This is a genomic window from Pseudomonas sp. SZ57, assembly GCF_009495975.1.
Classification (GTDB): Bacteria; Pseudomonadota; Gammaproteobacteria; order Pseudomonadales; family Pseudomonadaceae; genus Aquipseudomonas; species Aquipseudomonas syringae.
The window spans coordinates 70,703-88,607 of record NZ_WIBD01000004.1 but is presented as its reverse complement, the minus strand read 5'-3'; the positions used below and the strand labels follow the sequence as shown (position 1 = coordinate 88,607).

At 61.6% G+C, this 17,905-nt stretch carries 18 protein-coding genes; 13 read left to right on the top strand and 5 right to left on the bottom strand.

Annotated features, from left to right (window positions below):
• The first annotated feature begins 367 nt into the window (after window positions 1-367).
• The 5 genes from GE543_RS07655 to GE543_RS07635 all read left to right on the top strand — a co-directional run bounded on the left by GE543_RS07655 (window position 368) and on the right by GE543_RS07635 (window position 5,947).
• Complete coding sequence (locus tag GE543_RS07655) at window positions 368-1,285, top strand: MoxR family ATPase (protein WP_046237764.1); 918 nt, start codon at window positions 368-370, stop codon at window positions 1,283-1,285.
• Entirely contained in the window at window positions 1,255-2,238 is a 984-nt protein-coding gene (locus GE543_RS07650) for a DUF58 domain-containing protein (RefSeq protein ID WP_110768512.1), read from the top strand. The genes GE543_RS07655 and GE543_RS07650 overlap by 31 nt, the downstream gene beginning before the upstream one ends.
• Window positions 2,235-4,244 carry a DUF3488 and transglutaminase-like domain-containing protein gene (locus tag GE543_RS07645; protein WP_153221127.1) on the top strand — a complete coding sequence of 670 codons (2,010 nt, stop codon included), beginning with the start codon at window positions 2,235-2,237 and terminating at the stop codon, window positions 4,242-4,244. The genes GE543_RS07650 and GE543_RS07645 overlap by 4 nt, the downstream gene beginning before the upstream one ends.
• A 33-nt stretch (window positions 4,245-4,277) precedes the next feature.
• Window positions 4,278-5,030 (top strand): CHAD domain-containing protein, encoded by a 753-nt coding sequence (locus tag GE543_RS07640; RefSeq protein ID WP_046237761.1) that lies wholly within the window; start codon window positions 4,278-4,280, stop codon window positions 5,028-5,030.
• Window positions 5,031-5,149: 119 nt separating this feature from the next.
• Window positions 5,150-5,947 (top strand): acyl-CoA thioesterase II, encoded by a 798-nt coding sequence (locus GE543_RS07635; protein WP_153221126.1) that lies wholly within the window; start codon window positions 5,150-5,152, stop codon window positions 5,945-5,947.
• A 12-nt stretch (window positions 5,948-5,959) separates the two neighbouring features.
• Here GE543_RS07635 and GE543_RS07630 read toward each other — a convergent pair whose 3' ends face one another.
• From GE543_RS07630 to GE543_RS07620, 3 genes are all read right to left on the bottom strand, one after another.
• Window positions 5,960-6,202, bottom strand: coding sequence for a hypothetical protein (locus GE543_RS07630; protein WP_003392889.1), 243 nt, complete (start codon window positions 6,200-6,202; stop codon window positions 5,960-5,962).
• A gap of 107 nt (window positions 6,203-6,309) precedes the next feature.
• Complete coding sequence (locus GE543_RS07625; RefSeq protein WP_153221125.1) at window positions 6,310-7,785, bottom strand: methyl-accepting chemotaxis protein; 1,476 nt, start codon at window positions 7,783-7,785, stop codon at window positions 6,310-6,312.
• An 84-nt stretch (window positions 7,786-7,869) separates the two neighbouring features.
• Window positions 7,870-8,709 carry a TatD family hydrolase gene (locus GE543_RS07620; RefSeq protein ID WP_153221124.1) on the bottom strand — a complete coding sequence of 280 codons (840 nt, stop codon included), beginning with the start codon at window positions 8,707-8,709 and terminating at the stop codon, window positions 7,870-7,872.
• Window positions 8,710-8,889: 180 nt separating this feature from the next.
• On the opposite strand from GE543_RS07620, the gene GE543_RS07615 reads away from it, so the two are divergent.
• From GE543_RS07615 to greB, 5 genes are all read left to right on the top strand, one after another.
• Window positions 8,890-10,311: a transglycosylase SLT domain-containing protein gene (locus tag GE543_RS07615; protein ID WP_153221123.1), complete on the top strand. Its 1,422-nt coding sequence runs from the start codon at window positions 8,890-8,892 to the stop codon at window positions 10,309-10,311.
• 112 nt (window positions 10,312-10,423) lie between these two features.
• Window positions 10,424-10,858, top strand: coding sequence for a DoxX family protein (locus GE543_RS07610; protein ID WP_003316619.1), 435 nt, complete (start codon window positions 10,424-10,426; stop codon window positions 10,856-10,858).
• A 244-nt stretch (window positions 10,859-11,102) separates the two neighbouring features.
• Window positions 11,103-11,411, top strand: a complete 309-nt coding sequence (locus tag GE543_RS07605; protein WP_153221122.1) for a class I SAM-dependent methyltransferase — start codon at window positions 11,103-11,105, stop codon at window positions 11,409-11,411.
• A 104-nt stretch (window positions 11,412-11,515) separates the two neighbouring features.
• A complete protein-coding gene (locus tag GE543_RS07600) occupies window positions 11,516-11,845 on the top strand; it encodes a hypothetical protein (protein ID WP_046237756.1) in 330 nt (109 codons plus the stop codon).
• 47 nt (window positions 11,846-11,892) lie between these two features.
• A complete protein-coding gene (greB, locus tag GE543_RS07595) occupies window positions 11,893-12,366 on the top strand; it encodes a transcription elongation factor GreB (protein WP_004410438.1) in 474 nt (157 codons plus the stop codon).
• Window positions 12,367-12,458: 92 nt separating this feature from the next.
• On the opposite strand, the gene GE543_RS07590 is transcribed toward greB, so the two are convergent.
• Entirely contained in the window at window positions 12,459-14,975 is a 2,517-nt protein-coding gene (locus tag GE543_RS07590; protein ID WP_046237755.1) for an ABC transporter permease, read from the bottom strand.
• Window positions 14,975-15,658 carry an ABC transporter ATP-binding protein gene (locus tag GE543_RS07585; RefSeq protein ID WP_003406778.1) on the bottom strand — a complete coding sequence of 228 codons (684 nt, stop codon included), beginning with the start codon at window positions 15,656-15,658 and terminating at the stop codon, window positions 14,975-14,977. Before GE543_RS07585 ends, GE543_RS07590 begins: the two co-directional genes overlap by 1 nt.
• A 10-nt stretch (window positions 15,659-15,668) precedes the next feature.
• Between GE543_RS07585 and GE543_RS07580 the strand changes: the two genes are divergently transcribed.
• The 3 genes from GE543_RS07580 (at window position 15,669) to GE543_RS07570 (ending at window position 17,690) form a co-directional block, all read left to right on the top strand.
• Window positions 15,669-16,274 (top strand): arylesterase, encoded by a 606-nt coding sequence (locus GE543_RS07580; RefSeq protein ID WP_153221121.1) that lies wholly within the window; start codon window positions 15,669-15,671, stop codon window positions 16,272-16,274.
• A 56-nt stretch (window positions 16,275-16,330) separates the two neighbouring features.
• On the top strand, window positions 16,331-16,612 hold the full coding sequence (locus tag GE543_RS07575; RefSeq protein WP_003315714.1) for a hypothetical protein: 282 nt from the start codon (window positions 16,331-16,333) through the stop codon (window positions 16,610-16,612).
• Between the two features lie 112 nt (window positions 16,613-16,724).
• The gene (locus GE543_RS07570) at window positions 16,725-17,690 is read left to right on the top strand and encodes a L,D-transpeptidase family protein (protein ID WP_044323451.1); all 966 of its coding nucleotides are present in this window, start codon (window positions 16,725-16,727) and stop codon (window positions 17,688-17,690) included.
• Window positions 17,691-17,905 lie beyond the last annotated feature (215 nt).

Sequence of the window (17,905 nt, the reverse complement as noted above, 5' to 3'; positions counted from 1 at the left end):
TCAGTGCCGCAGGGCATTCGCACGGCTCGAAACACCGTCGACCTGTGTGAGTAATCCACATGGCTTGAAAACACCCCGGACCTGTGTGAGTGTTTCACATGGCCCGAAAACACCCCGTACCTGTGGGAGCGAGCTTGCTCGCGAAGAGGCCAGTAAAGCCCCTGAAAATGGGGCGTCTGGAAAATGACTATCGTGCTAACGCGTTGACATGCCGTTAGTGACGCTCTGCGTCACAAATCTTTCAGTCTGGCGAGACGGTAGGCCTAACCAACTCTGGCGAAACGGCCTACGCTCACTTTAAAGTGTTCGGACACTGGCATCGCTTGCAGTCCCACAGTCATGAAGCAGTTGCCGGAAGGGGCTTTCGATGGGTAGAAAACTCGATGCGTGCCTGAGCGCGATCAATGAGGTGGTGCTGGGCAAGGAGGCGCAGGTACGGTTGGCGATGACGTGTCTGGTCGGCGGCGGGCATTTGCTGATCGAGGACTTGCCGGGGATGGGCAAGACCACGCTCAGTCATGCGCTGGCGAAAATTCTCGGCCTGAGTTATCAGCGCATTCAGTTCACTTCTGACCTGCTGCCAGGTGACATCCTGGGGACTTCGGTATTTGATCGGGACAGTGGGCAGTTCACCTTTCATCCAGGGCCGATTTTCGCCGAGCTGGTGCTCGCCGACGAGATCAACCGCGCCACGCCCAAGAGCCAGAGCGCGTTGCTGGAAGCCATGGAAGAAGGGCAGGTGTCGATCGAGGGCGCGACGCGTCTGTTGCCCGATCCATTCTTTGTGATCGCGACCCAGAACCCGTTCAGTTCCGGCGGTACTTTTGCCTTGCCCGAGTCGCAACTGGACAGGTTCATGATGCGTATTTCCATGGGCTACCCGGCCAGAGCCGCAGAGAAAGCCCTGCTGCTGGGTGAGTCGCGCCGCGAGCTGTTGCCGCGTCTGCAACCGATTCTGGACCACGCCCAGCTTGGTCAGCTCCAGGCGCAGGCGCGGCAGGTGCGCGCCAGTGACGCGCTGGTGGATTATGTCTTGCGACTGGTCGAGGCGACGCGCAGTCAGCCGCAGTTCGCTTACGGACTTTCACCCAGGGCGAGCCTGGCGGTTCTGGCCGCTGCACGGGCCTGGGCGATGTTGCTGGGGCGTGATTACGTGATTCCCGAGGATGTGCAGGCGGTGCTGCCGTCGGTGATCGGCCACCGCTTGCGTGAACGCAGCGATCCGACCGGGCATGGCGGCGGTGCGCTGGTGCAATGGCTGTTGCGCGAGGTGCCCGTGCTTTGATCGAACCGCTCAAACCGCTCTGGCAACGCTGGCTGTCGAGGCGAATTCCTCCAGCGTCACGCATTACCCTCGACCACCGGCGCATTTTCATCATGCCGACACGCACCGGCATGATTTACGCGTTAGTGCTGGTGCTCATGCTGCTGGTGGCGATCAATTACCAGAACAGCCTGGCCTACGGGTTGACCTTTCTGTTGCTGTCGATAGGCGTGCTGGCCATCCTGCACACCTACCGCAACGTCAGCGGTCTGGTTCTGAGTGCGGGCGTGGCGCGTTCGGTATTCGTCGGCGAGCCGGTGCAATTGCGCCTGCGCCTGGAAAGTGCCGGTCAGGCTCACCATGCATTGGGGTTGGGCTGGAGCGCGACGGCGTTGCAGTCAGGCGACGTGCTGCCTCGCGGCTTGACCGACCTGGAGCTGACACTGCCCGCCGAAAAGCGCGGTTGGCTGCGTGCGCCAAGGCTGCGCATCGAGAGTGTGTTTCCGCTAGGCATCTTTTGCGCCTGGAGCTGGCTAGACCTGGAGCAGAGTGCCTTGATCTACCCTCGACCCTTGTCCGGGACCATGCCGCTGCTCAAAGGCGTGCAGCCGCATGCCGAGGACGATGGTCATGCCACCCAAGGGGCCGGTGTCGATGATTATCAGGGCCTGCGCAGCTACCAGCCGGGTGACAATCGCAGTCGTCTGCACTGGAAAGCGTATTCCCGCGGGCAGGGATTGCTGATCAAGGATTTTACCGACCTCAGTGGTCATGACCTGTGCCTGGACTTCATGGCGCTGGGCGGGGATATCGAAGAGCGCCTGTCGCGCCTGTGTTACTGGGTGCTGGAGCTGTCGCAGCGGCAGCAGCCGTTTGCCCTGCGGTTACCGGGCTTTTTGTCGGCAGTGGACAGCGGTGATGCGCACCGCGAAGTCTGCCTGCGCGCCCTTGCGCTGTACGGCCATCGACCATGAACGACAAGGTCAAGGCCGTTCCCGCCGCGCCCATTCCGCGTGTCAGCCTGACCTGGCTGCTGGTGGCGCAGGCACTGGTGGTGCTGCCGTTCGCGCTGCATGTCCCGGTGTCGATCATGATCCTCTGGCTGGGCTGCACGGTGTGGCGCGTGCAGGCGTTCCGCATGCGCGTGCGCTTGCCTGGCACCTGGGTCAAGTCCGGGCTGCTGGTGGGCACCGCAGGTGGCGTGTATCTGGCGCGCGGCAGCCTGGTCGGGCTGGATGCCGGGGCTGCGTTACTGGTGGCGGCATTCGTTCTGAAAATGCTGGAAATGAACAATCGCCGTGACGCGCGCGTGTTGATTTTTCTCGGTTTCTTCTGCGTGGCGGTTGGCTATCTGTTCGAAGACAACCTGCTGTGGGCGCTCTTCAGTCTGCTGCCGGTCAGCGCGCTGCTGGCTGCGTTGATCGGCCTGCAACACTCGGACCTGGCCGGCAGGTCGGCCGACACGCTCAAGCTGGCATTCAAGCTGATGGCGCAGGCGCTGCCGTTGATGCTCCTGCTGTTTCTGTTCTTTCCGCGTCTGGACCCGCTCTGGTCGCTGCCGCAGCCGAGCAACAAAGGCGTCACCGGCCTGTCGGACAACATGGCACCCGGCGACATGGCGGAACTGAGCAAATCACCTGCGCTGGTGTTCCGCGCCAGTTTCGAAGGGCCGATCCCGGCGCGCAGCCAGCTGTACTGGCGCGGTCTGACCCTTGAGCAGTTCGATGGACGTCGCTGGTCGCAGTCGGCCCGCGCCCAGACCGTACAGATAGCGCAGTGGCAGAAACGCGGTGAGCCGCTGGCCTACAGCGTTGTCATGGAAGCCAGCGGCCGGCCCTGGCTGCCGAGCCTTGACGTGGCAGAAACCACGTTGCCGGACGCGCGGCAGATGAGCGACTTCCGCTTGCAGCGCAGACGCCCCGTCGAGCAGTCGCTCCTGTACGCCGTCAACTCATGGCCGCAAAGTGTCCGGGATCCGCTGTCCAGCGAGCAGATCCAGCGTCAGGACCTGCAATTGCCTGCCAAGGGCAATGATCAGGCGCGGCAATGGGCCGATGACCTGCGTCGCCGCTACACCACACCGGACGCCATGGTCGCGGCGATGCTCGGCTACTTCAGCGATCAGCCATTTCACTACACCCTCAAGCCGGTGCCACTGGGCAATGACAGCATCGATGAATTCCTGTTTGCCAGTCGTCAGGGATTTTGCGCCCACTATGCCGGTGCCATGACCTTTGTCCTGCGCGCGGCGGGCATTCCGGCGCGGGTGGTGGCCGGGTATCAGGGCGGCGAACTGAACCCCGACGGGCAGTACCTGACTGTTCGTCAGTTCGACGCGCATGCCTGGGTGGAATACTGGCAGCCGGGCGTTGGCTGGCGCAGCGTCGACCCGACTGCCGCCGTGGCGCCGCAACGTATCGAGCAAGGCCTGGAGCAGGCGCTGGCGGCGGACGAAGCGTTTCTGCAGGACTCGCCCTATTCAGCGTTGCGCTACCGCAACGTGCCTTGGGTCAACGCCCTGCGCCTCAGTTGGGATAACCTCAATTACGGCTGGCAGCGCTGGGTGCTGGGCTATCAGGGACAACAGCAGTTACAAATTCTCGGTCGCTGGTTTTCAGGCTTCCAGGCGCCGGTTTTTGTCCTGGGAACCCTGTTTTCACTGGGCCTGGTCGCGTTATGGCTGTTCAAACCCTGGCAACGCGAAAGCGACTCGCAACTGCGCGTGTTCAACGCATTTGAACGCTTGCTCGCCCGCCATGGTCTGCGTCGTATGCCGGGTGAAGGGGCTGACGCATTCTGCCGCAGGGCGGTGCTCTACTTTCCGCAGCATGCCGAGGCCATTGAAGGTTTCATCCGCGAATTTCAAGCGCAGCGCTACGCTGGGCGGCTGGCTTCGGCAAGCCGCTTGAGGCAGGCACTGAGCACGTTGCGCCGGGTTTTGCCATGGAGGTTGTCAGCCGTCAGGGACAGGCACTCATGAATCAGTTTGTCGAAGGGGAATTGCATGTCTTCAATGGTGGATCATCTGGTCGCCGAAGTGCTGGCGCTGGATGTCAAATTGCTCGCGTGTCAGGCACGTCTTGCCGTTTCGACTGACAGCGAAGCGCTGCACGATTTACGTACCACGGTGCGCCGTCTGCGCAGCGTACTGCGGCCCCTGCGGGAAAACCCGAGTGCCGCAGAGCTGGAAGAGGCGGCCAAGGCGGTCGGCCAACTGACCACGCCGCTGCGTGACATGCAGGTGCTCGCCGGGTTTCTTGAAGAGCAGGGTTTGAACGAGGCCGCGTTCACACGCAACCGCTACCTGGAAAGCGCCTGCCCAAAGGTCGCCGGCTCGCCCGAGTTGACCCGTCTGCTCAAGCTGATTGACCGGTTCCCGGAGATGCTGCGCCTGCAACAGCGCCAGGGCATGTTGCGTGGGCTGCGCAAGACCATAGAAAAACGCATGGACAAGCAATGGCACAAGTTGCGTGTGGCCATCGCCGAGCCGGGGCACGATCGGCATGACCTGCGTTTGCTGATCAAGCGCGTGCGTTACGCTGCCGAAGCCTATCCGCAACTCAGCCATCAGCCGAAAAACATGCGGGCCCGACTCAAATCCGCACAAGGCGAACTGGGCGACTGGCATGATCATCTGCAATGGCTGGCGCAGGCTGCGGAACAACCTGATCTGGCTCCCTGCGTGCCGGGCTGGCAAATCGGCATAGTAGGTGCCGAACGCAAGGCCGAAGCGTCGCTCAAACGCTTGGCCAAGGCTTGTTTCTGATCCAGTGATTTTTCATGAGGCAGGTCATTCAGGCCGCAAAAATGGCCATTATGCGGCCTGTCGTTAACTAAGAGGATGGTTATCATCCATCTACTTGTGTGTTGACGTGTGGAGTGAGCATGACCTTTTCTGAACTGATCGATGCGCTGCGTCGCGATCCGCACTCTGTCACGATCCCTGCCGAATGGTCGCAGGGGCGTGCCTGCTTTGGCGGGCTGATGGCTGCGCTGACCTACGAAGGGATGCGTGCACAGGTGCCGGAAGGGCGGCCGGTTCGTTCGCTGGCGATTACCTTTGTCGGGCCGGCCGCGCCCGGTGTACCGATTGCTTTCGAGGTCGACATCCTGCGTCATGGCAAGGCAGTCAGTCAGGTGCTGGGACGCGCCATGCAGAACGGTCAGGTCATGACCCTGATACAGGGCAGCTTCGGTGCCCCTCGGGAATCAATGATCACCTTTTCCGCGGAGGCCGCGCCGCTCCTCAAACCGGTCGAACAATGCCCGGAGCTGCCTTTTGCCAGCGGCGTGATGCCTGATTACCTGCGTTTCATGGACATCCGCTGGGCGTTGGGTGGGATGCCGTTCAGCAATACCCGATCGCCGGCGATAGGCGGCTACGTGCGCTTTCGCGATGAGCCGCACGCCACGCCCATGAGCGAAGCGCATATTCTGGCGCTGGTGGACACCTGGCCGCCTGCGGTATTGCCGCATCTGGACAAGCCGGCCCCCGGCAGTTCATTGACCTGGACCATTGAGTTCGTCCAGCCCCAGCCGTCGCTCGATACCCTGCAGTGGTGCAGCTACCGCGCAGTCATCGAGCATGCCCGCGATGGCTATGGTCATACCGCCGCGGCATTGTGGAGCCCCGACGGCGAGCTGATCGCGATCAGTCGCCAGACGGTCACCGTGTTTGGCTGACCGGCAACCGGATCAAGGTTTGCGGGCGGCCCGTGCGGCGTTCTGGCGCTGAAAGCCCAGCGCCGCCACCAGGCCGATCACGCCGATGGCAACCGATGAAAGGCTTTCGGAAAACAGGCCGTTGAGGATCAGCAGGGCCGCCAGAATGAACAGCGGTACGGCGATCAGGTACAGGGCCAGACTGGTCGAGTGCTCCTGACTGTCGTTGCTGTCACGCCATTGATTCAACTGCAGATCGGAAAGTGGCTTGTTCATGATGCGGTCCTCTTCAGGTAACGCGTAAAGCGTCGTTCAATGCCTGAAGGATAGGCCCGCGCGCCGATGGCTGACGAGTCAAGCCTGTCTATCGCGGCGATAGCCTGTTACAGCTTGAGCTGGCCAATGGCGGCATTCAGTTCGCCTGCCAGCGTGGCCAGTTCGTCACTGGTGCTGGCCGAGTCAACTGTCTGGATCACCGTGCGTTCGGTGACATCGCGGATACTCACCACCGCGCGGTTCATCTCCTCGGCGACCTGGCTTTGCTGCTGGGCCGCGACGGCGATCTGCGTATTGCTTTCGCGCATCTGTGCCACGGCACCGGCAATCGCCGCCAGCGCATCACCCGCTTCCCGCGCCTGCTGCACGCATTCGTCAGCCTTGTGCGAGCTTTCCTGCATGAAATCCACGGCATCGCGGGTGCCGTTTTGCAGGGTCGAGACCATCGTGGTGATTTCATCGGTGGAGGTCTGCACCCGCTTCGCCAGATTGCGTACCTCATCGGCGACCACGGCAAAACCCCGACCCATTTCCCCGGCGCGTGCGGCCTCGATGGCTGCGTTGAGGGCGAGCAGGTTGGTCTGCTCGGCGATGCTGTGGATCACGTTGACCACACCGTTGATCTTCTGGCTGTCCTCGGCCATGCGCTGGATCATTTCCGCTGTTTGCTGCACGCCGCTGGAAAGCCCGGCGATGGACACCTGCACACGGTCGACCACTACTTTGCCGCTGCCTGCCAGTGCGTCGGCCGTCTGCGACTGATCGCGGGTGGCTGTAGCGTGCTGGGCAATGTGATGGACCGTGGCAGTCATTTCGTTGATGGCCGTGGCCACCTGATCGGTTTCGCTTTGCTGACCGAGCATGCCATGGCGCACCTCCTTCATGCCCGCCGCCAGATGCGCGGCGCCCTGATCGAGGCGCCCAGCAGTTTGCGAAACGGTGTTGACCACTCGCTGATAACCGGCCTGCATGGCATTGAAGGCCTTGGCCATCTGCCCGACTTCATCGTCGCTGCGGTTGGGAACACGGGCCGCCAGGTCGCCGCTTTTTTCGACGTGCAGCATCACATCCTTGAGCGCGTTGAGCTGGCTGAGCAGAAAGCGGATCAGCAGTTGCGAGGCACAGAGCATCAATAACATCAGCACGAACACCGCAATCGCGTAGTGCGTGAAGCGATCCAGCAGGATTTGCATGAAGGTCGGGGTGAACGCCAGTAGCGCAATCCGTTGCTCGGCGCCTCGGGTGATGATCTGCGCACCGCTCAGCCATTGATCGCCAGCGGGCTTGTCCAGCGTCACCCAGTCGCGCGCGTCAGCCAGTTCCGGCAGCGCCAGGCCATCGACAACCGGTGTCTGACCCTGGCGGTACGTCAGCAATGTATCGCTGGAGGGCAGGGCTGCGTCGACGGGCCAGGCGGCCAGCAGGCGCGCCTGCGCTTGTGCTGCCTGACTCGACGCATCCGTGCGCGCCTGTTGTTCAGTTTGCATGGCGTACAGCACCAGCAACAGGGTGGTGACAAAAGCGACCGCGTTGACGGCCCAGAACTTATATTTCAGTGACAGGTTGCCAAGCCATGAGCCCATGAGTGGTCTTCTTCGGTGATCGGTTGAGATAGCAGCAAGATGCCATCACTGTGCCTCAGCCAACGAAGAGAGCCTTGATGCGGGTCAAGAAAGCTGCAGATTTTCATCCTTTGAGGTGTTCTTCAGCATTGGCAAGGCAAAGAACTGCCGCGCGCAATCAGTGCTGTGGCGTGCGAGGTCCTCCAGCGTTTCGCCCCGGTGCAAGGCTACTTCGCGCAAGACCTCCGGCAGGTAAGCTGGCTCGTTGCGACCGTTTTTCGGCTTGGGGCGCAGGCTGCGTGGCAGCAGGTAGGGCGCATCGCTTTCCAGCATCAGTCGGCCGCGAGGGATGTTGCCGACCAGCGCGTGCAGGTGGGTGCCGCGTCGTTCGTCACAGATCCAGCCAGTGATGCCGATATGCAGATCAAGGTCCAGGTAACTGAACAGCGCGGCGCGCTCACCGGTGAAACAGTGCACGACTGCCGCGGGAAGGCGGTCGCGGTAGTCGCGCAGAATTTCCAGCAGCCGCTGGCTGGCGTCGCGTTCATGGAGGAACACCGGTAATTGCAGTTCCACGGCCATGGCCAGGTGCGCCTCCAGGACCTTTTCCTGCTGGGGGCGAGGCGAGAAATCGCGATTGTAATCCAGGCCGCATTCACCCACGGCGCGAACGCGATTTTCCCTGAGCAGGGCATGCAACTGTTTCTCGGTGTCGCCGGTCCAATCGCTCGCTGAATGCGGGTGGATTCCCGCCGTGCAGAACAGGCGTTGCGCGCTTTCATCCAGCTCGTGACACAGCTGCAAGGCGTGTTCGCTGCCTTCGACACTGGTGCCGGTCACCACCAGTTGTTCGACGCCTGCGGCGTAGGCGCGGTCGAGTACCGCCTGTCGCTGCGAGGCGAAGCTTGCGTTGGTCAGATTGACGCCGATGTCGATGAGTTGCATGGTGCTACCTCCAGCTGAAGGCTGCCGAGCATACCAGAGCTCTGGCCACAACAAGAAAACGCTGGGTATTCAAGCGATTGAACCTGAGGGTTCAACGATTTCCTTCGCTGTTCGGCGCTGCTGCGTGACCTCAAGATTTCCTTTTTCCTGTTTCTTTCCGGCATTGCCCTGGGGAAGTGAATGATCCGATCCGCGCTTGTGTCTTTGATGTGCCTGTTACCGCTGCTGCCCTTGCAGGTTTCTGCTCGTCAGACCGGTCCCGAGGTCGTGCAGCACACGGTGCAGGTGCGCGATTTGCCGGCGATTCGCAGCAGCAAGGTGCTACGCGTACTGGTCAATCAGAGCCGTAACAGCTCCGGCGACGTCAAGGGTCAGGAAATCGGCGTCGAATACCATCGCCTGCAAGCTTTCGAGCAGTACCTCAACAGCCATTCCCGTACCGGGCAGAAGATCACGATCAAGGTTATCCCCAAGGCCAAGAACCAGCTGCTGACGGCCTTGCAGCGCGGAGAAGGCGACATGATCGCGCCCGGTGAGCTGCTCGATGTCAGCGACGCCAAGGGCATTCAGGCCAGCGCACCGATCGTGCACGATGTGCCTCTGGTGCTGGTCGGCGTTCGTGGTCAGCGCAGTGTGCGCCGTGTGGATCAATTGTCCGGAAAGACCCTGAGCCTGCCCACCGGCAGTGCCGCCGATGAAGCCCTGCATCAGGTCAATCGACAACTGGAGCTGCGCAAGCTGCCCCTGGCAAAAATCGAATGGGTCGACCCCAGTCTGGCTGTCGAGGATGTGCTGGAAATGGTCCAGGCCGGGATTTACCCGATGACGCTGGTCGAGCAGCCGATTGCCGAGCGCTGGGCGAAGATCATGCCCAAACTGCGCATCGAACGCGGCCTGACCTTGCAGACCCACGGGGATATCAGCTGGTTCGTTCGTGACAATGCCACCCAGCTGCGGGCCAGTGTCGACGATTTCCTCAAAGGCTATAAGCCGTCGGCCCAGCAGGATCAGGTGTTCGCCAACGCGTACAAGAACACCTACAAGGTCAACAACCCGTTGGTGCGCAACAACCTGCAGCGTCTGGAACAACTGCGTCCGATGCTGCAACGCCATGCCGATGCACAGGGCATGGATTGGCTTGACCTGGCAGCCCTCGCGTTCAAGGAATCCAAACTCGACCCGTCTGCCAAGGGCAGTGGCGGCGCGACAGGCCTGTTGCAGATCACGCCTTCGGCAGCGAAAAGCGTTGGCGTGCCGAGCATCCAGAGCGCTGACGACAACATCCGTGCCGGCTCGCGCTACATGGCGCTGATCCAGCGCAAGTATTTCTCCAGTAACCGGGTCAACGAACGCGAGCGCATGGCATTCGTGATGGCCGCCTATAACCTGGGGCCTGAGCGCGTGCAGGGCATGCGCGAGGAAGCGCGGCGTCGCGGGCTGAACCCGAACCAGTGGTTCTTCCAGACCGAGCGCGTGGCGATGGAGCAGGGCGGTGCCAATGTCGTGGCGTTCGTGAACAGCGTGAACAAGTACTACCTGGCCTTTGATCGCGAGCGCGACTCGCTGGAAAAGAGCGGTCCCAAATCTGCGATAAAACGCTAAAGATCGATTTATTCGATTTTTATACGCCGTTATTTGCGGTTTTTACATGAGCGAATTTGATTATCATGGCGCCACTCGCTGTTAATCACCCATCACTCACGGAAAGTCCTCCATGAACACATTGATCAAGTCGGTCCTCACCACTCGCGCCGGTTACGGCCTGACTGTCCTGCGCGTCATCGTCGGTATCGCGTTCATCGCGCACGGCAGCCAGAAACTGTTCGGCGCCTTCGGTGGTTATGGCCTGGAAGGCACTGCGCAGTACATGGAAAGCCTGGGCCTGACGCCGGGTTACCTGATGGCGCTGATGTCGGGCAGCGCCGAATTCTTTGGCGGCCTGGGCCTGCTGCTGGGGCTGCTGGCTCGTCCCGCTGCAGTCGTGGTGATCCTGCTGTTGCTGGTGGCGATCTTCACCGTGCACATCCACAACGGCTTCTTCATGGCCAACAACGGCTACGAGTACGCGCTGGCACTGCTCGGCGGGGCCGTAGCGGTACTCATCGAAGGTGCAGGCAAGTTGTCGCTGGACCGTATCATCGCCCGATAACCGGCTACGCTTGCTGTGCAAGGCCCGCTCTTGTGGCGGGCCTTGTGCGTTTGCAGGCTCCTGCCATGAATGGCAATTGACAATGAATGGGACGTTTCTCTAGGATGCGTGCTCAAGCGCCGATTTAACAACTACTTGCGGGGCGCCTGGCAAGGCTGAAGTCTTGTCGAAATACCGCTAAAACGTTGGTTCGGTGTTGCCTCTCACCGCTGCCCAGCGGATCTTGCGAGGCAGAGAAACCACCATGAACAACCTGCGCCCCCTCAGTCGTCTTTCCCCGATCAGCACGGTCTTGTCCCGCAAGAACCCGAAAATCCTCCTCAGCGGTTCCCATCAGCCCACGCTGTTGCGCTATCTCGACGGCTGGCCGCGTCGGCGTGGCGGCTCCTGTGCGTTTCTGATTCAGTTCGCCGAGACCCACCAGTCGCTGAGTCATTTTGCCGACGATCAATTCGACCTCGCCGTGGTGCAATCGCCGCAGGCAGATGATGTCGGGCAGGTGATTCATGACCTGACCCGCATCGCCCGGCAGGGCCTGATTACGCTGGGTTGAATCGCCTGATTCAGCCAATTGGCATAGAAGGCATATTGCTGGCCCCCGACGCGTGAACGGACAGGCAAAATCGCCGCCTTATCAAAGGATTAGGTGGTTTTCGCATGCGTTTGGTCTATTGTGCTCTGGCGTGCCTGACGCTTTCCGGGCTGGCGTTTTCCGCACAGGCCAGAAACGCCACGGAAAACGAGCGTTATCTGTGTCGTTGGGGCTCGGCCATTGCGGGCGGTGCGCAGGCCTCCAAGTTGTCAGGCGTTACTCGCTATGGCGCGCGGCAGAAGCTGCAGGCGCGCAAGTTTGCCAAACAATGGATGCGACCCATGGCATTGCGCATCACGGAACAGACCTACGACAGCGAGTCGCGGCTCAAGCCTGATGCGGTGACCAAGGTCTATTACGACGGCTGCATCCAGCATGAGGTGGCGCGACGTTGAGTCTTTGTCGCCTGTCGAACTGATTTTTGCCGGGCCGGAGAAACTTCTTGAGTACAAAGATCATCACCCGTGACGGGCATCAAGCCCTGAAGAAAGAACTCGACTACCTGTGGCGAGAACACCGGCCCGACATTACGCAAAAGGTCGCCTGGGCGGCATCGCTCGGGGATCGCAGCGAAAACGCCGATTACCAGTACAACAAGAAGCTGCTGCGCGAGATCGACCGACGCGTGCGCTACCTGCGCAAGCGCCTCGAAGACATGCGTGTCGTGCAGTATTCCCCGGAGCAGGAAGGGCGGGTGTTCTTCGGTGCCTGGGTCGAGATCGAAAACGAAGCGGGCGATCTCAAGAAATTCCGCATTGTCGGTTATGACGAAATCTATGGGCGCAACGACTACATCTCCATCGACTCGCCCATGGCCCGTGCCTTGCTGAAGAAGGAAGTGGGCGACGAAGTGCTGGTCAACACGCCCGAAGGCGAGAAGCTGTGGTTCGTGAACTCGATTGATTACGAGAAGTGAGGCCGGACGCAGAGCGTCCGGCATTGCATTCTCACGCGGAGCGCTGATCGCTATACACAACTAGCTCGCTCCCACGAGATTTGTGAGTAGCCTCAACCCTCGCGCAGCACGGTCAGCGGGCTTACGTTCAGTGCGCGGCGGGTGCCGAATACACCCGCACCCCCGACCAGCAAGGCACCGATCACCGGCAGCAGCAGTAGCCACGGATGCGGTTGCCATTCCAGCGAAAAGGCGTAGCGGTACAGCACGAAGCTCACCAGCTCACAGCCCAACGCCGCCAGTACGCCACTGGCAGCTCCCAGCAAACCGAATTCGATACGTCGTGACTTGATCAGCAGCGCTCGCTCTGCGCCCAGCGCACGCAGCAGTGCGCCTTGCCGGATGCGCTCGTCCAGCGTGGCCTGCAATCCGGAAAACAGCACGGCGATACCCGCAGCCAGCACGAACAGCAGGACGAACTGCACGGCCAGGGTCACCTGATCGAGGATGCTGCGTACCTGCGCCAGCAGGGCCTCTACACCCAGAATGCTGATGGACGGGTAGGCGCGCGACAGCTCGACGATCTGCTTGTCCTGGCCGGGTGGCAGGTAAAAGCTGGTCAGGTAAGTGGTCGGCAAGTCGGCGAGGGTGCCGGGCTGGAAAATCATGAAGAAGTTGGGCTGGAAGGTATCCCAGTTCACGTTCCTGAGGCTGGTAACCACGGCGTCGCGGGTCAGTCCGCCGACGATGAAGCTCAGGCGGTCGCCCAGTTTGATTTTCAGGCTGTCGGCCAGTTTGGCCTCGATCGAGACGCCGGGCGTTGCGTCGCTTTGCCCGGAATCAGGCAACGCTTTCCACCAGTTGCCGGCAGTCAGGGTATTGCCCTCGGGAAGCTCGGCGGCCCAGGTCAGGCTCAGGTCGCGACGCGTGGCATTTTCACCGCGCGAATCCTTGGTCACGAAGTTACTGACCGGTTCACCGTTGATGCTGGTCAGGCGTCCTGGCACCACCGGGTAAAGGGGCGCCGCGTGAGTGGACAGCTTGCTCAGGGTCTGGGCGAAGTTTTCTTTATCGGCCGGCAGTACGTTGAGCACGAAATAGTTCGGTGCATCCTTGGGCAACTGATTTTGCCAGGTGTCGAGCAGCTCACCGCGCAGCAGCGCGATCAAGCCCATCGACAGCAGGATCAGGCCGAAAGCCAGCGATTGTCCGGCAGCGGCCAGCGGGTAACGCAGCAGTTGCCCCAGACCCAGCCGCCAGGGCAGCGAGGCGCCGGACAGCAGACGGCGCAGGCTGTTGAGCGCCAGTAACAGCAGACTGCCGAGCAGCAGCGCGGCGACGATGCCGCCACCCAGCAGGGCGAAGGTCAGGACCAGATCCAGGCTCAGACGCCACATGATCAGGCCCAGCGCGAGCAACGCTGCGCCATACACAAGCCAGGAGCTGGCCGGGATTGGCAGCATGTCGCGGCGCAGGACGCGCAGCGGCGGCACGCGACCCAGTGCAGCCAGCGGCGGCAGGGCGAAACCGGCCAGGGCTACCAGCCCGGTGCCCATGCCGGCCAGCGCAGGCAGCACGCCGCCGGGCGGAACGGTCGCCGGAAGCAGATTTTGCAGCAGCGCGAACAGCCCGAGTTGTGCCAGCCAGCCCAGCAAGGCACCACTCAGACTGGCCAGCAAGCCGATGATCGCCAGTTGCAGACTGAACAGGGTCATCGCCTCACCGCGCGACAGTCCCAGGCAGCGCAGCAGGGCGCTGGCATCGAAGCGCCGCGCAGCGAATCGGGATGCCGACAGCGCCACGGCAACGCCCGCCAGCAACACGGCGACCAGACTGGCCATATTCAAATAACGTTCGGCCTTGCCCAGCGCGCCGCCAATCTGCTGGCTGCCATCGCGGGCGTCCTTGATTTCCTGATGCGGCTCAAGACCTGGCTCGATGGCTTTGCGATAGGCCGCCAGTGCTTGCGGCGGGCCGCTCCACATCTCCCGATAGGTGACCCGGCTGCCCGGCTGTACCACACCGGTGGCGGCAAGGTCCTGCAGGTTGATCATCACGCGCGGGGTCAGGCTGTAGAAGTTGCCTGCCCGGTCTGGCTCGTAAGTCAGTATGCGGGTCAGTTTCAAGGTTTTGGAGCCGACGTCGAGGTCGTCTCCCACCTTCAGGTCGACCGCAGGAAGCAAGCGTGCCTCGACCCAGGCTTCACCCGGTTGCGGACCGCTGCCAGCCTGTTCCGGCTGGTACAGGTCTGCGGCGCTTTTCAGTTCGCCGCGCAATGGGTAAGCGTCGTCCACCGCCTTGATGCTCGACAGCTGGATACCTGCGTCGGTCGCGATCACGCTGGAAAAGACCACGATCTGCGCATGCTTGAGTTGCAGGCGTTTGCCTTCTTCGACCTGCTCGGCACGCGCCGGGCTCGAGCCTTCAAGAATCAGATCTGCTCCCAGGAACTCGGTCGCCCGCAGCAACATCGCGCCGTTCAGACGGGCGCCGAAATAACCGATGGCGGTGCTCGCCGCCACAGCGACCAGAAGGGCGAAGAACAATACCCGCAATTCTCCGGCGCGGGCATCGCGCATCAGTTGGCGGACAGCGAGGCTCAGCAGGCGGGCAAAAGGCAAACGTGCCATCAAGGCTCCAGCGGGGCGACCAGTCGGCCCCCTTCAAGACGGATCAGGCGACGGCAGCGATGCGCCAGACGCTCATCGTGAGTGACCAGCACCAGCGTGGTGTTGCGCTCCTTGTTCAGTTCGAAGAGCAGGTCGCTGATGCGTTCGCCGGTGTGACTGTCGAGGTTGCCGGTGGGTTCGTCGGCGAACAGCACGTCGGGGTCGGCTGCGAAGGCGCGGGCAATGGCGACCCGTTGCTGTTCGCCACCGGACAGCTGACGCGGCGTGTGGGTCAGGCGCTGGCCAAGGCCCACCCGTTCCAGCAGGTCGCGGGCTTTTTCACGGGCGTCTTTGCGGCCTTCGAGCTCCATCGGCAGCATGACGTTTTCCAGCGCGTTCAGGCTGTCGAGCAACTGGAACGACTGAAACACAAACCCGACGTGCTCGGCCCGCACTCTGGCGCGCTGGTCTTCATCCAGCTCGCTGAGATTGCGGCCCGAAAGGATGACTGAACCGGCGCTCGGCAGGTCCAGCCCGGCCAGCAAGCCGAGCAGGGTGGATTTGCCCGAACCGGAGGCACCGACGATGGCCAGCGTGTCGCCCTTGTTTAGTTCCAGGGAGAGTTCGTGCAGGATGGTCAGGTCACCTTCGGTGCTGGGGACTACTTTGCTGAGGCTTTGGGCACTGAGAATACTTTCACTCATGGAGAATCCGATGCGTGCGTTGTTTTTAAGTGCTGGCCTGGGGTTACTGCTGCTGTCACAGGGCGCGTTGGCGGGCACGGTGTTGATCGTTGGGGATAGTATCAGTGCGGCTTTCGGGCTGGATACCCGCGTGGGATGGGTCAGCCTGCTGGAACAGCGTCTGAGCAAGGAGGGATTCGACGACAAGGTGGTCAATGCGTCGATCAGTGGCGACACCAGTGCAGGCGGCCAGGCGCGTTTGCCTGCGCTGCTTGCAGAGCATAAGCCGGAACTGGTTATTCTGGAGTTGGGCGGCAACGACGGCCTGCGCGGCCAGCAGCCTGCTCAATTGCAACAAAACCTTTCATCGATGATCGACCGTTCGCAGGCGGCAGGTGCCAAAGTGCTGTTATTGGGCATGCGCATCCCGCCCAACTACGGGCCACGCTACACCAAGGCCTTTGAAGAGGTTTACAGCGACCTGGCCAAGGAGAAAAAGGTCCCTTTCGTGCCATTCTTTCTCGAAGGTGTAGGCGGGGTGCCCGAACTGATGCAGGCCGATGGTCTGCATCCGGCGGCCGGCGCTCAGGGCAAGTTGCTGGAAAATGTCTGGCCGAGCCTGAAACCGCTGCTTTGAGGCTTTCCCGGGCGGGGGCTTTCGGCTAATGTGGCGCCCCCGATCTGGAGCCCCCCATGCCGCGTCCCGCCTGGTCCCTGTATGCCTATCAAATGCTTGAACCCGATGAGCAGCTGGATCTGTTCGCCTGTCAGGAAGTGCGCGTCCATCTGATCGCTCGCCAATTGGAGCTGGGCGGCTCGATCGACCGTACATTGTGTGGCACGTTGTTGCCAGCCCAGCCGCAAATGCGCGCCGTCGAACTGCAGGCCATGCGTGATGAGCGTCTGTGTCCCTTGTGCAAGGCCATCATGGATGCGCAACGCAGGGGGATGAATCCTATCTGGCCTGAACTCTAGCTGTCATGACTGCCTGAACGCCGGCCGTAGATATCCCCGATCCGGCAAGGGCCGGTGTACACTTCAGTTGCTGTTTCACTTTCTATAGTCGTTACCCGAAGGATCTTCCCGGATGTTGTCGCGCATTCCAGCCGTTACCCGCTGTCTGTCGCTTGCTGCTCTGTGCGCGGCGAGCTCTGTCCATGCACTGGAGTTTCCGTTGCCGCCGCCCGGCGAAGACATCGTGGGGCAGGTGCAGGTCATCAAGGCCAAATACGAAGACACCTTCGCCGATCTGGGCACCCAATATGATCTGGGCTACCTGGAAATGATCGCTGCCAATCCTGGCGTCGATCCCTGGTTGCCGGGTGCAGGCAAGGACATCGTGCTGCCGACCCGTTTCATTCTGCCGCCGGGTCCGCGCGAAGGGATTGTCATCAACCTTGCCGAATACCGCATGTATTACTACCCCAAGGGGCAGAATGTCGTGCACACCTATCCGCTGGGTGTCGGTCGTGAAGGCTGGGGATCGCCGATTGGCGTGACCAAGGTGACGGCCAAGACGCCGAACCCGACCTGGACGCCGCCGGCCTCGATCAAGGCCGAGCATGCGGCCGATGGCGATCCGCTGCCAGACGTGGTGCCGGCCGGTCCGGACAACCCGCTGGGGCCGTTCAAATTCGGCCTGGGGCTTTCCGGCTACCTGATCCACGGCTCGAACAAGAAGTTCGGCATCGGCATGCGCACCAGCCACGGCTGTTTCCGCATGTACAACAATAACGTGCTGGAACTGGCCGACATGGCTCCGGTCGGCACGACCGTGCGCATCATCAGCGAGCCCTACAAGTTCGGCATCAGTGGCGGCAAGGTTTACCTGGAAGCGCACACGCCGGTTGATGACCTGGGCAACCCGTCGGTGGTCGACAAGCACACTGCGGTGATCAATGCGCTGCTCAAGCGTGATGACCTGGCCAACAACCTGCGCATGAACTGGGATGTGGTACGTGATGTGGTTGCGGCCGAAGACGGCATGCCGGTGGAGATCGCAGAACCGGGCAAAGCGCCTGCGAGTGCTGAAGAGCCGGTGATTTTTCAGTAAATCGTCGCCAGCAATCGCTCTCGTGCCAATGCGGAGCTTTGGCATGCAGTTCGTGACGCTCCGCGTCACAAGTCTTCAGCTCAACACGACGTCATGCCGCGCCCGCAGGAGGCCGCCATACGCGCTTTTCGATCACGATGGCACAGACGACGCAGAGTGCGACGTAAGTGACGGCTGAGCCCTGGCACTGATCCGGGGGTAGCCTGGCAGGACGC

Coding starts and splice junctions, on each gene's coding strand:
- GE543_RS07655 (WP_046237764.1), top strand. CDS start 368: ATGGGTAGAAAACTCGATGCGTGCCTGAGCGCGATCAATGAGGTGGTG.
- GE543_RS07650 (WP_110768512.1), top strand. CDS start 1,255: ATGGCTGTTGCGCGAGGTGCCCGTGCTTTGATCGAACCGCTCAAACCG.
- GE543_RS07645 (WP_153221127.1), top strand. CDS start 2,235: ATGAACGACAAGGTCAAGGCCGTTCCCGCCGCGCCCATTCCGCGTGTC.
- GE543_RS07640 (WP_046237761.1), top strand. CDS start 4,278: ATGGTGGATCATCTGGTCGCCGAAGTGCTGGCGCTGGATGTCAAATTG.
- GE543_RS07635 (WP_153221126.1), top strand. CDS start 5,150: ATGACCTTTTCTGAACTGATCGATGCGCTGCGTCGCGATCCGCACTCT.
- GE543_RS07630 (WP_003392889.1), bottom strand. CDS start 6,202: ATGAACAAGCCACTTTCCGATCTGCAGTTGAATCAATGGCGTGACAGC.
- GE543_RS07625 (WP_153221125.1), bottom strand. CDS start 7,785: ATGGGCTCATGGCTTGGCAACCTGTCACTGAAATATAAGTTCTGGGCC.
- GE543_RS07620 (WP_153221124.1), bottom strand. CDS start 8,709: ATGCAACTCATCGACATCGGCGTCAATCTGACCAACGCAAGCTTCGCC.
- GE543_RS07615 (WP_153221123.1), top strand. CDS start 8,890: ATGATCCGATCCGCGCTTGTGTCTTTGATGTGCCTGTTACCGCTGCTG.
- GE543_RS07610 (WP_003316619.1), top strand. CDS start 10,424: ATGAACACATTGATCAAGTCGGTCCTCACCACTCGCGCCGGTTACGGC.
- GE543_RS07605 (WP_153221122.1), top strand. CDS start 11,103: ATGAACAACCTGCGCCCCCTCAGTCGTCTTTCCCCGATCAGCACGGTC.
- GE543_RS07600 (WP_046237756.1), top strand. CDS start 11,516: ATGCGTTTGGTCTATTGTGCTCTGGCGTGCCTGACGCTTTCCGGGCTG.
- GE543_RS07590 (WP_046237755.1), bottom strand. CDS start 14,975: ATGGCACGTTTGCCTTTTGCCCGCCTGCTGAGCCTCGCTGTCCGCCAA.
- GE543_RS07585 (WP_003406778.1), bottom strand. CDS start 15,658: ATGAGTGAAAGTATTCTCAGTGCCCAAAGCCTCAGCAAAGTAGTCCCC.
- GE543_RS07580 (WP_153221121.1), top strand. CDS start 15,669: ATGCGTGCGTTGTTTTTAAGTGCTGGCCTGGGGTTACTGCTGCTGTCA.
- GE543_RS07575 (WP_003315714.1), top strand. CDS start 16,331: ATGCCGCGTCCCGCCTGGTCCCTGTATGCCTATCAAATGCTTGAACCC.
- GE543_RS07570 (WP_044323451.1), top strand. CDS start 16,725: ATGTTGTCGCGCATTCCAGCCGTTACCCGCTGTCTGTCGCTTGCTGCT.